This is a genomic window from Streptomyces albiflavescens (assembly GCF_014645835.1).
Lineage (GTDB): Bacteria > Actinomycetota > Actinomycetes > Streptomycetales > Streptomycetaceae > Streptomyces > Streptomyces albiflavescens.
Window position 1 is genome coordinate 1 of the sequence record NZ_BMMM01000031.1, and the last position, 14,801, is coordinate 14,801.

Genomic DNA, 14,801 nt, shown 5'->3' on the forward strand with positions numbered 1-14,801 from the left:
TGTGCCCGGCACGCCGAGAGCACGCACCTGACGCCGCAGGGCCCGCCCTCCGGGCGGACGACGGGATGTGACGACAGGACCTAGGCCAGTCGTCAAACAGGCAGTCCCCACTGGGGTGCCGCTTCGTTCGGCTCGACCGGCGCGATCGTCAGGTCCGGCCGGTCGTCCTTCGCCGTGATCAGTGCCGACTCGCCCTTCCGCAGGGCGATGCGGATCGCGCCGTCGCCCGCGTCGGAGTACCGCAGGGCTCGCCCGTGTGCGTCCCGCACCTCGACAGGACCCGAGATGCCATGCCGTACGACGCAGGGGGCACCCGCCTCGCTGACCAGCCGGACCCAGCGGGTCGCCCCGCCCTCGCGCACCGCCGAGAGCAGGAAGGCGCCCTGCGTGCGGAAGTCGTGGACCGTCAGGTCCGACCAGGCGGCGGGCAGTGCGGGGAAGACGCGGACGACGCCGCCCCACGACTGGCAGACCATGTCGTGCAGGGACTGGGCGGCCGAGAGGGGGGTCTCGATGACCGGGCCCGACTCCTTGTACATGGTGTTGGCCTGGATGAAGCGGGTCATCAGCTCACCCAGGTACCTGAGCGCGTCCTCGCCCTTGCCGAGCAGGGCGGACATCGAGGCAGCGCCGGTGAAGGTGTAGCCCTGGAGCGCGCCCTCGAAGCCGACCCAGTGCGCCAGCGACTTCTCGATCAGGGCGCGTTCGTCGGGTGTGCGGCCGGTCAGCTCGTACAGCGGGTACACCGCGAGCAGATGCGAGTAGTGGCGGTGCGACTTCGCGAAGGGGATGTCCGCGCCGATCATGAACCCGTTGGCGTCGGTGGGGTACGCCACCCGCTTGGCCAGCACCTCACGCCAGCGCGGCGCCAACTCGTCGTCGATGCCGAGGAGTTCGGCCGACTCCAGCAGGGTCCGGCAGCCCCAGGTCAGCAGCATCAGGTCGTAGTTGCAGTCGCGTGTGTTGCCGCCGTACTCGGGGGAGAAGGTGGCCGGGAGGTGCAGCTTGCCGTCCGCGCCCGGCTCCAGGAAGTGCAGATAGTAGTTGATCGCCTTCCGCAGCAGAGGGAACAGGACATCGCGGAGAATCGACTCGTCCATGGTGTGGCGGTAGCTGAGCCAGACGTTGTGCAGGGCCCAGGTGAGGTTGCCGACCTCGGGAGTGGGCGGATCCTGGCCGGGGATGCCGACGCCGTAGCCGGTGAGGGTGCCCGCCGCGCCGTTGACGAGGTGGGGGTCCGTGGTGCGCGGGATGCCGAGCGAGTCACCGCGGTACCGTTCCGCGACCTCCTTGGACAGGTTGTCCCGGAACTCGCTCAACGCCCTTGTCACGGCGTCGAGTTCGAGATGGTTCGAGCCGTGGATCAGCCAGTATTCCAACTGCACGTTCAGGTTCCACCAGGTGTTGGGCCAGGGCGTGGACTCCAGCCAGGGCCCACTGGTGGCCATCACGGGCGCGTCCCGGCGGGCGGCGGACGCCGTCTTGTACAGCTGGATCCAGTAGAAGCGCTGGATGCGCGCGTCGGGGAGGGAGAGGAAGCTCTTGCGGTAGTAGGCGTTCCACCAGGCGCGATGTGCTTGCGCCAGCCGGTCGTACGGCAACGCCGAAGCCCCGCGCACGGCGGCGAGCGCCCGGTCCAGTGCCGTGGACTTCGGGTACGAGTGCGCGACATGGACGTACAGCGTCCGCGTCATGCCCCGAGTGCGCTCCCGCCATGCCGTCGCGTGCTGTCCGCCCGACAGCAGGGGCTGTACGGCGGCCCAGGCGCCGTCGTGCTCGGCGACCTCGGCGGGCGGGTTGCCCTGGTAGCCGTCCGGCAGCGGTTTGAAGGCGGCGCGCGGGCTGATCGCGTCCGCCGGATGGAACACCCACCGGAAGTCGCGCTCGCCCTCGCTCGGTGTCACCTCGACGGCGAGGACCGAGCGGGAGTTGTGCACCAGCGCGCGGAGCGTCAGCGTGCCCCGGTCCGTGGTGAGCGTGCCGGTCAGCTCGGCGTCGCGCAGCCCGAGTCGCCAGTCCAGGCCCGTGATGGTGCCGACCGGCTCCAGCGTGAAGTTGCCGATGGGCAGCCGGGCGAGCCCGAAGAGGGAGCCGAACTCCGGGCGGTGGTCCTGCACCTCGGAGTGCTGCACATTGAAGCGCACGGCCGAGAAGGAATCGGCCTGCGCGCCCGGCTCGGCGTAGATCCCGGAGCCGAGGAAGCCGTTGCCGAGATACGGCCCCTCGTACCAGGTCTTCGGCATCCGCTGCCAGACGAGGTCGGCGTCGTCGAGGACGGTGCGCCAGGGGTCGGCGGCGTGTTCGGGGGCTGCTGCCCTCGCCTGCGCCGGCAGGCCCCCGGCGAGGAGCGTCCCGCCGAGGGCGGATCCGGTGGCGAGCACGGTACGTCTGGACGGGCTGGGCATCGCGTCTCCTGGCGGCTCAGTCGTGACGGCTCATTCGGCAACGTACGCACGGTGATTCATCGGAGCTATCTCAGACCGAAACGTAGAGATGGTGCGATGAGCCGTCAATGCCTGGGGAGAGATCCGATGTGTAGGTGTGTACCTGAACTGTGGCCGTGTGCGCGGACGTCAGGCCTCAGCCCCAGATCGCCGCCGCCAGCCACGCCCCCATGATCAGCAGGCAGGCGAACAGCTCCGTCAGCACACTCCACCCGCCCGATCGCATCGCGGTCCGCACCGCCGACCGCGCCTGCCCGTGCCCGCCCAGCCGCAGCCGCTCCGAGAGGTAGATCCCGCCGATGAAGCCGGGTACCGCGCCGATCACCGGCAGCAGGAAGAAGCCGAGCAGCGCCCCTGTCCCGGCGTAGGCCGCCATCCGGCTGGTGGCCCCGCTCGCGCGCAGCCGCCGTGGTGGCAGCACCCAGCGGATCGCCTGGGCCAGCAGCAGGACCACGGTCGCGCTCACGAGCACGGCCCAGGAGAGCGCCCGCGGGTCGCTCAACGCCCACCACAGGACCGCGGCCCAGACGAGCCACGATCCCGGTACACCGGGCACCAGTACTCCGGCAAGGCCGAGCAGGATCACCACGCCGACCAGCAGGAGTTCCCACACTCCCATCTGCCCAGGGTGACTGAGCCGGCGTGGGACCGCAGGTCAGTACCGCGCCATCCGGCCGCGTCGGTGCCTGTGCCGCGCCAACCGGCCGTGTCCGTGCGAGTGCGAGTACCGCGTCCGTCGGCCGTGCCGGTGCCGGTGCCGGTGCCGGTGCTGGTGCTGATGCCGCGACTGTCGGCCGCGCCGGTGTCCATCCCGTGCCGACCGGCCCCGCCGGCGGCGGTCCTCACGCTGATGTCAGTCCCGCGCCACCCAGCCCCGCTCGTACGCGTGCCAGCCCAGCTGGAGGCGTGTCGTCACGCCCGTCAGCTCCATGAGCCGCTTCACCCGGCGCTGCACGGTCCGCAGGCCCAGATCGAGCTGTTTGGCGACGCTCGCGTCGGTCAGCCCGGCCAGCAGCAGAGACAGGATTTCCAGGTCGGTGCTGTCGGGGCCGTCCGGCTCCTCCTCGCTCACGCCCCTGCTGCCGAGCCGCAGCGGCAGCGCGTCCCGCCACACCGACTCGAAGAGCCCCGACAACAGCTCAAGAAGCCCGCTCGCGTGCACCACGAGCGCCGCGGGCTCCGCGGTGTGCGAGGTGAGCGGGACCATCGCGAGCGTCCGGTCGGCGATCACCAGCTTGGTCGGCACCTTGTCCACGACCCGCACCTGCTCGTCGCGGCCGAGCGCGGCGGACAGCTCGGTGATGCCGGTGGGCTGGTCGAGGACGGCCCGTTCGAGCACCACGCGATAGCCGACGCCCCGGCCCGCGGCCTGTTCCTCCGCGTCGTTGTCCATCCCGGAGACCACGACCGGATTCCCGGTGACCAGCGCGCACACCTCCTCGGCGGCGCCGAGCTGGAGCTGCAGGAACCGCTGTGCGACCGCCGCCGCGCCGATCACCACCTCGACCAGGTCGTGCACCGCCGGTTCGGCGGCCGAGGCCCGGTACTCCTCCGCGAGCAGCGCGGCCGCCAGCTCCGCCTTCTCCAGCTCGTGCCGCTGCTGGGTGAGCAGCGCGCCGAGAGCGACCCCGGGCGGCGCCGCGACCCAGCGTCCGGGCCGGGCCGACGACTGGGCGGCGAGACCGTGCCGCTCCAGCCGGCGCAGGGCGCGCTCGGTGTCGTACTCGCCGAGCGTGAGCCGCCGCGCGAGATCGGGCACATCGGCGGCGCCCACGGACACCAGCGCCCGGTACGCCGACTCGTGCGTCTCGTCCAGACCTATCGCTCCCAGCATGCGGCGATGTCCCTCCCCAAGGATCCGTTCCGGCCGGTCGGCGGGTGTCCGTGGCGGGAAACAGCCACAGCGCAAACCCGCCTCGGCACATCATCCCCGCACCACCCGCCACTCTGCCAAGCTCGCGCCACCGCAGCACCAACCACCGCCCGCAATGCCCTGCTTGAGCCTGTTCGGCCTGCGCGGACGCGGGTGAACGACCTCGGGGGGTGGGACTCCTCGGGCGAGGAGGCACTCGCCGCCGAGCGGCAGGGCAATCCGATCGGTGTGGCGCCCGGGTTCCGGGGCGATGCCCAACACCAGGGCGTCCAGGGAAGTTTCGGGGACATCGGCAACATGGTCCTGAAGCGCGGCGACGAGACGATCGGCAACTCCGTCGTGCAGACCGTGACCCGGGCCTACGACGTGCGCTGGGCCCCGGTCGGTCAGGTGCCGCCGGGCGGTTCTCCCGTGGGGGGTGGGACCGCCCGGCGGTTTCGTATCACCGTGCGGCATCCAACCCACTGGCCGGTTTTTCCGGATGCCCCGTTTTCATCCGGCTCCCGCAGTGGACAATTAGGGGCATGAGCGAGCAGGGGGAGAAGCCCACCGGTCATGAGGACGACTGGTGGGGGCAGTTGTACGACGACTCCACCGAGGACACGGGGCCCGCGGCGGCGGCTGATTCGCTGGACGATCGGTTCGCGTCGGCCGCGGGGACGATGGGACTGGGGTCCGCCCGGCGACCGGACGCGCCCGAACCCGATGTCCCGTCCCGGCCGGAGAGGCCTCCCGCGGTGCCGGATTCGTCTCCCGCCGAGCCGGAGCAGCCCCCGGCCGTACCGAAGCAGCGTGGTGGTGCGTCCGCCTCCGTGGCCTGGCCCGGAGCGACGCCGCGCGGTGAGGGGCCGACGCCGGGCCCCGGCCGGTGGGATCGCGGTGACGTACCCGGGCCGAGTCCCGACCCCGGCCGGTGGGAGCGCGGTGACGTACCCGGGCCGGGTCCCGACCCCGGCCGGTGGGAGCGCGGTGACGTACCCGGGCCGGGTCCCGACCCCGGCCGGTGGGAGCGCGGTGACGCACCCGGGCCGGGTCCCGACTCCGGCCGGTGGGATCGCGGCGACGCACCCGGGCCGGGTCCCGACTCCGGGCCGATCCAGCGCAGTGGCCTCACCCGGCAACCTGCCCCCTGGGAGCCCCCGCCCCCCGAACCACCGGCTCCCGCGACCTTCCCGCCGGGGCCGCCACCGCCCGGGTTCCCCCCGCAGGAGCCCGGGAGCCGTCCGTCCACCGAGTCGCCCGGCGGCGCGGTGCCCGCGTCGAGGGCACCCGTGGACGTGCCACCGGCCCCCACGTCACCGCCTGCCGTGCAGCCGGGCGACACCTTGCCGATCAGCCCGTCCGACGCCCGGCCCCCGCAGCCCACCTCCGCCCCCGAGGACGCCCCGCCCGGGGAACCCGCCCTCTCCGTCCCCCATCAGCCGCCCGCCGTCGACTACCTGGGTTCGGGCCCACCCACCTACGACGCCGAACCCACCGCGCTGCCGCCCGCCGACCCGGACGACCTCGACGACCTGGTCGCCGACACCGTGCTGGACGGGGCGCGCTACGGGACGAGCACGCTGCGGGCCGTGTCCGTACGCGGGGACTCCGCTCGCTACCGGGGTGAGCCGCGCAGGGACTCGCTGCTCACCGCCCGGTTCGGGACGGGGGAACAGGCGCTGGTGCTCGTCGCGATGGCCACCGGCGCGCGGGCCACTCCGGGCGCGCACCGGGCGGCGGCCGAGGTGTGCCAGTGGATCGGGCGCGCCGTGGGCCGCAGCCACGCACGGCTGACCGAGGACATCCGGGCCGCCCGGCGCGGCGACCTCAAGTCGGGGCTGCACCGGCTCACCGACCGCAGCCTGGGCAAACTGCGCGCGAGCGCGGCCGAGCAGGGCATCGAACCGGAGGAGTACACCGCCGGCCTGCGCTGCCTGCTGCTGCCGGCCGACCCGGGGTGCCGTACGCGCGTCTTCTTCGGCGTCGGCGAGGGTGGCCTGTTCCGGTTACGGGACGGCGAATGGCAGGACATCGAGCCGCGGGTCTCGGAGGCCACCGGCGAGGCCGTGGTCGGTTTCGGATCGCTGCCCCACGAGACCCCCGAGGGCGACCGGCTCACCATGGACCTGGGCATCACCACGCCCCCGAGCCCGTACGAACCCGCCCCCGCACCGCCGCGCGACCCCTTCCGTTTCCGCGCCTCCGTCGCCCGCCCGGGTGACACGCTCCTGCTGTGCACCGGCGGCCTGGCGGAGCCGCTGCGCGGCGAACCCGAACTGGCCGAGCACTTGACGCGGCGGTGGTCGGCGGCGGAACCGCCCGGCCTCGCCGCTTTCCTCGCGGACACCTCGGTGAGGGTCAAGGGGTACGCCGACGATCGCACGGCCGCGGCCGTTTGGGAGGCGTAACCGCACGCTCTGTGAATTCATGGACCCAAGGGATGGACCGAGAGGCCCCGGGGACCCGAATGACCCCAGGGATCCAAAGGATCCAAGGATCGCGAAGAGGTGCGTGAAGCATGGCCAAGCAGAACGTCGCCGAACAGTTCGTCGACATCCTCGCCCGCGCGGGCGTCAAGCGGCTGTACGGGGTCGTCGGCGACAGCCTCAACCCTGTCGTCGACGCCATTCGGCGCAACTCGGCCATCGACTGGATCCACGTCCGGCACGAGGAGACCGCCGCCTTCGCCGCGGGCGCGGAGGCGCAGATCACCGGCAAGCTCACCGCCTGCGCCGGCTCCTGCGGCCCCGGCAATCTCCACCTCATCAACGGCCTGTACGACGCCCACCGCTCCATGGCCCCGGTCCTCGCCCTCGCCTCGCAGATCCCCTCCAGCGAGATCGGCCTCGGCTACTTCCAGGAGACCCACCCCGACCAGCTCTTCCGCGAGTGCAGCCACTACAGCGAGCTGATCTCCAACCCGAAGCAGATGCCGAGGCTGCTGCAGACCGCGATCCAGCACGCGGTGGGCCAGTCCGGCGTCAGCGTGGTCTCCCTCCCCGGCGACATCGCCGCCGAGCCCGCGCCGGACAAGCCCCTGGAGACCGCCCTCGTCACCGCCCGGCCCACGGTCCGACCCGGCGACACCGAGATCGACAAGCTCGTGGCGCTGATCGACGAGGCCGACAGGGTCACGCTCTTCTGCGGCAGTGGCACGGCGGGCGCGCACGCCGAGGTCATGGAGTTCGCCGGGAAGATCAAGTCCCCGGTCGGGCACGCCCTGCGGGGCAAGGAGTGGATCCAGTACGACAACCCCTTCGACGTCGGCATGAGCGGACTCCTCGGCTACGGCGCGGCCTACGAGGCCACCCACGAGTGCGATCTGCTGATCCTGCTCGGCACCGACTTCCCGTACAACGCCTTCCTCCCCGACGACGTCAAGATCGCCCAGGTCGACGTGCGTCCCGAGCACTTGGGCCGCCGCTCGAAGCTGGACCTGGCGGTCTGGGGCGATGTGAAGGAGACCCTGCGCTGCCTCACCCCGCGCGTGAAGCCCAAGGAGAACCGGCGCTTCCTCGACAAGATGCTGAAGAAGCACGCCGACGCGCTCGAAGGCGTCGTCAAGGCGTACACCAGGAAGGTCGAGAAGCACATCCCGATCCATCCCGAATACGTGGCCGCCGTGCTCGACGAACTCGCCGCCGAGGACGCGGTGTTCACGGTCGACACCGGGATGTGCAATGTCTGGGCGGCCCGCTACATCTCGCCCAACGGCAGCCGCCGCGTCATCGGTTCGTTCTCGCACGGCTCGATGGCGAACGCCCTGCCGATGGCGATCGGCGCCCAGTTCACCGACCGGAACCGGCAGGTCGTCTCGATGTCCGGCGACGGCGGATTCTCCATGCTGATGGGCGACTTCCTCACCCTCGTCCAGTACGACCTGCCGGTGAAGGTCGTGCTCTTCAACAACTCCTCCCTGAGCATGGTCGAGTTGGAGATGCTGGTGGCCGGCCTGCCCTCGTACGGCACCACGAACAAGAACCCCGACTTCGCGGCCGTCGCCCGCGCCTGCGGTGCCTACGGTGTCCGGGTCGAGAAGCCCAAGCAGCTTGAAGGCGCCCTCAAGGACGCCTTCAAGCACAAGGGCCCGGCACTCGTCGACATCGTCACCGACCCCAACGCACTCTCCATCCCGCCGAAGATCAGCGCGGAGATGGTGACGGGGTTCGCGCTGTCGGCGTCGAAGATGGTGCTGGACGGGGGAGTGGGCCGCATGGTGCAGATGGCCCGCTCGAACCTGCGGAACGTGCCGCGACCCTAGTCGGTCAGGGGCGTCCAGCAGCGGCTGGCGTACCAGTGGCGTCCAGCAGCGGCCGGCGTACCAGTAATGAGGCAGGCCCGTGATGCCGCTGGTGCGATGAAGGCACCCCCTGTTCGAGCGAAGCCGAGAGCTTGGGGGAGGGCGGCCGTGGTCGTCGATGCAGATGCGGACAGTGCCGCTGTGTCCCTGGGAGGACCGGTCGCGGCCTACGCCGGTCGCAGCCGCAGCGTGAGGATCTGGAACGGCCGCAGCTCGAACTCCGACGGGGCTTCGTGCAGCGGCCGTTCCAGCAGGTCGGTCACGTCGGCCCGGGCCACCGGGAAGCCCGTGCTCAGCGTGGCCCGCGCGCGCCCGCCCCGGGACTCGTACAGCCGGACCACCACATCGCCGCCGCGGTCCTCGGCGAGCTTGACCGACTCGACGGTGACGGCCGGGTTGTCGACGCTCACCAGTGGTTCGAGCGACGGCGCCGCGGCCGGCCGCAGCGGCAGGTTCAGCGCGAGCCCCTCCGCGACGGCGTCCCCCACACCCGCGCCCGGCAACAGCGCGTACGTGAACCGGTGCGTGCCCAGATCCGTCTCCGGGTCCGGGCTGTGCGGGGCACGCAGCAGCGTCAGCCGTACGGTCGTGCCCAGCCCGTTCTCATGCGGTGTGCGGGTCACGTCATGGCCGTACGTCGAGTCGTTGAGGACCGCCACGCCGTATCCGTCCTCCGCGACCCGCAGCCAGCGGTGCGCGCAGATCTCGAAACGGGCGGCGTCCCAGCCGGTGTTGGTGTGGGTGGGACGGTGCACATGGCCGAACTGGATCTCGGCGGCGGAGCGTTCGGCGTGCACATCGAGCGGGAAGGCGGCCTTGAGCACCTTCTCCGACTCCTGCCAGTCGATCTCCGCCACGATGTCCAGGCGGCGGCTCGCGGCCGTCAGCCGGATCTCCTGGGTGACGCGGGACGTGCCGAAGACGCGGACGACGCGGACCGTCGCCCGCAGCGGCCCGCTCTCGACGAGCTCCACCGACTCGGCGGCCGTCAGGTCCGTGTGCTTGCGCCGGTAGTGCCGGTCGATGTCCCAGGCGTCCCACGCGTTGGGGTGGTCCGGGTGCAGCTGGAGGAGGTTGCCGGGGGCGCCGAGCACTTCGCGGTCGGCCACGCGATCCCGTACGGAGGAGAGCAGCCCGTCACGGTCGACCGTCACCCGCAGCCACTGGTTCTCCAACAGGATGATGTCCCCGCTCTGTTCGGCCCGGACGTCCTCCCCGACGGCGGTCGACACGGCCGCGCTCCCGAGCCCCGGCACCGTCACCAGTGCGTCCCCGACCACCTCCGTGCGCTCGTACGGTGAGGCGTTCAGCACCGCGGGCGCGCCCGGCCCCAGCGCCCGTACCGCCTCCGCCGTGATCTCCTCCAGCTCCGCGAGCACCCGTGCGTAGGTCTCCCGTGCCTCGCGGTGCACCCACGCGATCGACGACCCCGGCAGGATGTCGTGGAACTGGTGCAGCAGCACCGTCTTCCAGAGCCGGTCGAACGCGTCGTAGGGGTAGGCGTACGAGGGATCGCGTACGGCTGCGGCAGTGCACCACAACTCGGCCTCGCGCAGGGCGTGTTCCGATCTGCGGTTGCCCTGCTTCGTCTTCGCCTGAGTGGTGTAGGTGGCCCGGTGCAGTTCCAGGTACAGCTCGCCGGACCACACCGGCGCGTGGGCCCCGTACTCCTCCTCGGCGGCCTCGAAGAAGGCCGAAGGCCTCTCGATCTCGACGCGCGGCGAGCCCTCCAGGGAACGCAACCGCCGAGCCTTCTCCAGCATTTCGCGGGTCGGGCCGCCCCCGCCGTCGCCCCAGCCGAACGGGACGAGCGAGCGGGTGGCCCGCCCCTTGTCGGCGAAGTTCCGTTCGGCGTGGGCGAGTTCGCGGCCGTGGAACTGGGAGTTGTACGTGTCCACGGGCGGGAAGTGGGTGAAGACGCGGGTGCCGTCGATGCCCTCCCACCAGAAGGTGTGGTGGGGCATCTTGTTGGACTGGTTCCAGCTCAGCTTCTGTGTGAGGAACCAGCGGACGCCCGCGAGCTTCGCCAGTTGGGGGAAGGCGGCCGTGTAGCCGAAGGAGTCGGGCAGCCAGATCTCCTCGGTCTCGACACCCAGCTCCTGTGCGAAGAAGCGCTTGCCGTGGATGATCTGGCGGGCCAGCGCCTCACCGCCCGGCATGTTGGCGTCCGACTCGACCCACATCGAGCCCACCGGGACCCAATTCCCTTCCTCCACGGCCTTCTTGATGCGCTCCCAGATGCGCGGCTGGTGCTCCTTGACCCAGGCGTACTGCTGGGCCTGCGAACAGGCGAAGACCAGCTCCGGGTAGTCCTGGGCGAGCGCGGTGACGTTGGCGAAGGTGCGCGAGGCCTTGCGGACCGTCTCGCGCAAGGGCCACAGCCACGCCGAGTCGATGTGGGCGTGCCCGGCCGCCGAGATCCGGTGCGCGCTGGCCGAGGCGGGCCGGGACAGCGCGTCCGTCAGCTCGGCCCGGGCGGCGGCGGCCGTGCCGGACACGTCGTGCAGGTCGAGTGCGTCCAGCATGTCCTCGAGCGCGCGCAGGATCTCGTGCCGCCGCGGCCGGTCCGTGGGCAGCTCGTGCATCAGCTCCGAGAGCACTTCGATGTCGAGGACCAGCTGCCACACGTCCTCGTCGAGTACGGCGAGATCGGCAGCCGCGAATCGGTAGATGGGCCGATCGCCCGCGGTCAGCACGTCCCCGAGTGACGTCGGCTCGAAGCCGTGCAGCACCGCCGGGTTGGCCGCGGCCTCCAGCAGCAGATGCACCGCCTCGCCTCCCCGCGCCGGCGCGGCGACCGTGAAGTGCCGGTTGCGCGGATGAATCCCCTTGAGCAGGACGCCGGCAGCGTCGTACAGGAGCCCCTCCGCCTGGAAACCGGGTCCGTCGCCCGTGAACCCGGGGTCGATCACCACCTCCACAGGGCGGCCCGCCCACTCCTCGGGCACCCGGCCCTCGATCCGGAACCAACTCGTCGACCAGGGCTTTCCCCAGACCGCGCCGGGCATGAACGGCTCGTACGCGGCCTGCAGTGCCTGGTCGACGGGCACCGGCTCACCGGGCACATGCCACACGGACAGCACCATCGGTGCCCGATCCGTGTACTGCGCGGGGCGCAGGAACTGCCGCAGCGCGCGCTCCAGGCGCCCCTCCACCAGCGAACGGTCGTCGTGCACGGCGGCTCCTCGGCGCTCGGACGGCTCTGTCCACAGTGTCACTTCCCCGCCGAGATGCCGCGCATCCACGGGCGCACGGCGGGTGGTTGACGATTCGACATGACTGTCGCGTTGCCGACGGGGCATGGATCCCCGTGAAGGTGTTCGAGCGGGAGGGAACCGACATCGGCGTGCAGGCGGGGGTCATGAAGAGGCAGGCACGAGGGGGTGGTCCCATGGCCGTCGGGGCCTCCTCCGCGAAGGCAGTGGAGGAAGCGGCCGGCAAGGCGACCGACCAGCCGGGTGACGCGCAGCTCAGGCGCAGGCTGGGAAGGGCGGACCTGCGGGCCGTGCCGGAGGCCCGGAAGGCACTGAGGGAACTGTTACGGCACTGGGGGAAGCCGGGGAGGTCCGAGATAGCCGAGCTGCTGACCAGCGAGCTCGTCACCAACGCACTCATCCACACCGACCACGACGCGGTCCTGACGGCCACCGTCGGACCTCATGGACTCCGTGTGGAGGTGAGGGACTTCGTGGGACGCAGGCCCAGACTGCGGGTACCGAACGCCGACGACGGTACGCACGGCAGAGGCCTCGTTCTCGTCCAGTCCCTCGCGGACGCGTGGGGCGTACGGTCCCACGGCGTGGGCAAGGCGGTGTGGTTCGAACTGGACGGCGGCGCGGTGTAGGACACCGCGCCGCCGTTGTCGTCCTGTCCGGGGTCCGGCCGCCGCGTGGCCGGACCGTCCGGGCTCGGGATCGGGTGTGCGCCCCGACCTCAGCCGAACTGCTGCTCGAGGTCCTTGAGCTTGCGCTCCAGGGAGTCCAGTCGCGGCAGGCCCATCGTGTCGTCCTCGGCGGTGAGGTCGACGGTGATCGGCTCAGTGCTCTTGCGGACGGGCGTAAGGGAGGGCCGCGAGCGTACGGGCAGCTGCTCCGGCGATATGGCAGGCTCCGCGGTGGCCTGGGCGGGAGCTCGCTCCACGGTGGTCTCCAGCTGCTGCCGAGCGCCGCCGCGGCCCGGCAGGCCCCGGTGGCCGCGGCTGAGCGCCTTGAGGTGCGCCCGCTCGACCCGCTCCTCGTTGCGGCGGCGCAGTCGGTTCTGCTCCTTCTGGCGCCGGTCCTCGCGCACCTCGTCGACGGCCTCGTCCAGTGAGCGGACGTTCTCCAGGAGCATCAGCGACCAGGCGCCGTACGTCTCACGGGGCGCGCGCAGCCAGCGGACGATGCGGATCTGCGGCAGCGGGCGCGGGACCAGGCCCTGCTCACGCAGTGCGGCACGGCGGGTCTGCTTCAGCGCGCGGTCGAACAGTACGGCGGCCGACAATGACATGCCCGCGAAGAACTGCGGGGCGCCCGCGTGGTCGATGCCCCGGGGTGCGTGCACCCAGTTGAACCAGGCCGCGGCGCCTGCGAACGTCCATACGAGTATCCGGGAGCCGAGCGCCGCGTCACCGTGGCTGGCCTCGCGGACCGCGAGGACGGAGCAGAACATGGCCGCGCCGTCCAGGCCGAACGGGACGAGGTACTCCCAGCCGTCGGAGAGGCCGAGGTTCTGCTGGCCGAAACCGACCAGGCCGTGGAAGGAGAGCGCCGCGGCGACCGCCGCACAGCAGAACAACAGCACGTAGGAAGCCGTGCCGTAGACGGCCTCCTTACGCCTGCGGCGCTCCTCGCTGCGCTCCCACGAGTCGTCGCTGCTCGCGTTCTCCCCGGACCGCTTGCCGCGCGCGAGCACCGCCACCGCCGCCAGCAGTCCCAGGAGCAAAACGGCGCCCGGAAGCAGCCAGTTCAGCGATATGTCGGTCAGTCTCATCTGGGGTCCCTTGCATTGGGATAGGGCGTAACGCCCGCCATAGTGGCCCAATCCCGTTGGCCCTCAGGGGGTTTCGGGGCAAGAGGCCGCCAAGGGAGTGCAAGGGGATGCGCAGGGCGACATTCTGCTCGAACTTCCGCGCGAGGGACGGGAGTTAAGTGCGAATAAGATTACCCGTACGGATGGTTCCACGGAAAGTTCCTGAGGCAAGTGAGGAAGTTGTGAATCGCCTGTCATCGCGCGGGTGTCCGGGTCACGGATGATCTTACGGGACCCGGGGCCGCGCCTCGTCCTGAGGGTGCCTCAGCTGACTGCGGCGGGTGCCTCAACTGGCGGCGGCGGCCGTCAACTTGGTCACCCGATCCGCGTCGCAGGTGCGTGGGCAGGTGGCGCAGGTGTCCTCGGGGCGCAGGGTGTAGAAGAGGCAGCAGCTCGCCCGGTCGCGGGTGGGCAGCGACTCCCCGTTCGGACCCGTCAGTTCACGGAACCCGGCGGAACCGGCGTACGGCTGTGTCGCCCCCGGCAGCGGCAGCTCCAGCTCGCGCATCGCGCGCCGCTCCTCGCCGAGCAGATGGGCGATGTACCAGAGGCCCTCGACGATCTCGTCGGTCGCCATGCCCCACAGGGCCCGGCCGCGCCGCCGCATGCGCGGACCGAAGCCGGCGAGGACCGGTCCCAGGTGCTCGGCCACAGCGGCCCGCACCTCCGCCCGCAGTGCCTCCTCGTGCGGTACGACCCGGGCGCCGGGCAGGCCGGCCGCCGGATCGTCGGGCAGGCAGGCGAAGGTGGTGACGCGGACGGCCATGCGGCCGAGCGTGCGCTCGTATGTGACGTGCTCCACAGGAAAGCGGGGCACGCGGCGCTGCAGGAACCACGGGACGGTGATCAGCAGACAGGCGGGCCAGGCGTACCGGTGCAGCCCGAAGCTCGCCACGACATCCGGCCGCGCCCGCTGTCCGTAGTCCTGGATGACCTGTGTTTCGTCCCACGCCAGGAACGCGTCCAGGGCGGCCCCGCCCTCCGCGAGCCGGGCGGCGCAGACCCAGCCGCCGCCCCGTGGGGCTGCTTCCTCGCGTGCCGGCTCCGTGATGCTCAGGCCGGGGAAGACCGCGGTCAGCCGGGCGTACGCGTCCGCGACGGGGGAGGAGGCCGGGCGCGCGTCGGTGTCGGCCGGGGTGCCGGAAGGGAGGGTGCGGGCGGGCATGCGGGGACCACCGCTTCACGATCGTTT

General features: G+C 71.5%; 10 protein-coding genes. 4 read left to right on the top strand and 6 right to left on the bottom strand.

Annotated elements, in window-relative coordinates; translation table 11 throughout:
• Positions 1–92: 92 nt before the first annotated feature.
• The 3 genes from IEY95_RS46235 to IEY95_RS46245 form a co-directional block, all read right to left on the bottom strand.
• Complete coding sequence (locus IEY95_RS46235) at positions 93–2,405, bottom strand: glycosyl hydrolase family 95 catalytic domain-containing protein (RefSeq protein ID WP_189192340.1); 2,313 nt, start codon at positions 2,403–2,405, stop codon at positions 93–95.
• Between the two features lie 175 nt (positions 2,406–2,580).
• Positions 2,581–3,063 carry a DUF456 domain-containing protein gene (locus tag IEY95_RS46240; RefSeq protein ID WP_189192341.1) on the bottom strand — a complete coding sequence of 161 codons (483 nt, stop codon included), beginning with the start codon at positions 3,061–3,063 and terminating at the stop codon, positions 2,581–2,583.
• 234 nt (positions 3,064–3,297) lie between these two features.
• Positions 3,298–4,278 carry a helix-turn-helix transcriptional regulator gene (locus IEY95_RS46245; RefSeq protein WP_189192342.1) on the bottom strand — a complete coding sequence of 327 codons (981 nt, stop codon included), beginning with the start codon at positions 4,276–4,278 and terminating at the stop codon, positions 3,298–3,300.
• A gap of 192 nt (positions 4,279–4,470) precedes the next feature.
• Here IEY95_RS46245 and IEY95_RS46250 point away from each other — a divergent pair, with 192 nt between their 5' ends.
• The 3 genes from IEY95_RS46250 (at position 4,471) to IEY95_RS46260 (ending at position 8,560) form a co-directional block, all read left to right on the top strand.
• Positions 4,471–4,845 carry a hypothetical protein gene (locus IEY95_RS46250; RefSeq protein ID WP_189192343.1) on the top strand — a complete coding sequence of 125 codons (375 nt, stop codon included), beginning with the start codon at positions 4,471–4,473 and terminating at the stop codon, positions 4,843–4,845.
• A complete protein-coding gene (locus IEY95_RS46255; protein WP_189192344.1) occupies positions 4,842–6,707 on the top strand; it encodes a PP2C family serine/threonine-protein phosphatase in 1,866 nt (621 codons plus the stop codon). The genes IEY95_RS46250 and IEY95_RS46255 overlap by 4 nt, the downstream gene beginning before the upstream one ends.
• Positions 6,708–6,817: 110 nt before the next feature.
• The gene (locus IEY95_RS46260; protein ID WP_189192345.1) at positions 6,818–8,560 is read left to right on the top strand and encodes a pyruvate dehydrogenase; all 1,743 of its coding nucleotides are present in this window, start codon (positions 6,818–6,820) and stop codon (positions 8,558–8,560) included.
• A gap of 206 nt (positions 8,561–8,766) precedes the next feature.
• Here IEY95_RS46260 and IEY95_RS46265 read toward each other — a convergent pair whose 3' ends face one another.
• A complete protein-coding gene (locus IEY95_RS46265) occupies positions 8,767–11,775 on the bottom strand; it encodes an alpha-mannosidase (protein ID WP_189192346.1) in 3,009 nt (1,002 codons plus the stop codon).
• 215 nt (positions 11,776–11,990) lie between these two features.
• Between IEY95_RS46265 and IEY95_RS46270 the strand changes: the two genes are divergently transcribed.
• Positions 11,991–12,443 carry an ATP-binding protein gene (locus IEY95_RS46270; RefSeq protein WP_229703824.1) on the top strand — a complete coding sequence of 151 codons (453 nt, stop codon included), beginning with the start codon at positions 11,991–11,993 and terminating at the stop codon, positions 12,441–12,443.
• Positions 12,444–12,532: 89 nt separating this feature from the next.
• Here the strand turns inward: IEY95_RS46270 and IEY95_RS46275 are convergent, their stop codons facing one another.
• Positions 12,533–13,570, bottom strand: a complete 1,038-nt coding sequence (locus IEY95_RS46275) for a DUF2637 domain-containing protein (protein WP_189192347.1) — start codon at positions 13,568–13,570, stop codon at positions 12,533–12,535.
• Positions 13,571–13,895: 325 nt separating this feature from the next.
• Complete coding sequence (locus IEY95_RS46280) at positions 13,896–14,774, bottom strand: (2Fe-2S)-binding protein (protein WP_189192348.1); 879 nt, start codon at positions 14,772–14,774, stop codon at positions 13,896–13,898.
• Between the last annotated feature and the right edge of the window lie 27 nt (positions 14,775–14,801).

Coding starts and splice junctions, on each gene's coding strand:
- IEY95_RS46235 (WP_189192340.1), bottom strand. CDS start 2,405: ATGCCCAGCCCGTCCAGACGTACCGTGCTCGCCACCGGATCCGCCCTC.
- IEY95_RS46240 (WP_189192341.1), bottom strand. CDS start 3,063: ATGGGAGTGTGGGAACTCCTGCTGGTCGGCGTGGTGATCCTGCTCGGC.
- IEY95_RS46245 (WP_189192342.1), bottom strand. CDS start 4,278: ATGCTGGGAGCGATAGGTCTGGACGAGACGCACGAGTCGGCGTACCGG.
- IEY95_RS46255 (WP_189192344.1), top strand. CDS start 4,842: ATGAGCGAGCAGGGGGAGAAGCCCACCGGTCATGAGGACGACTGGTGG.
- IEY95_RS46260 (WP_189192345.1), top strand. CDS start 6,818: ATGGCCAAGCAGAACGTCGCCGAACAGTTCGTCGACATCCTCGCCCGC.
- IEY95_RS46270 (WP_229703824.1), top strand. CDS start 11,991: ATGGCCGTCGGGGCCTCCTCCGCGAAGGCAGTGGAGGAAGCGGCCGGC.
- IEY95_RS46275 (WP_189192347.1), bottom strand. CDS start 13,570: ATGAGACTGACCGACATATCGCTGAACTGGCTGCTTCCGGGCGCCGTT.
- IEY95_RS46280 (WP_189192348.1), bottom strand. CDS start 14,774: ATGCCCGCCCGCACCCTCCCTTCCGGCACCCCGGCCGACACCGACGCG.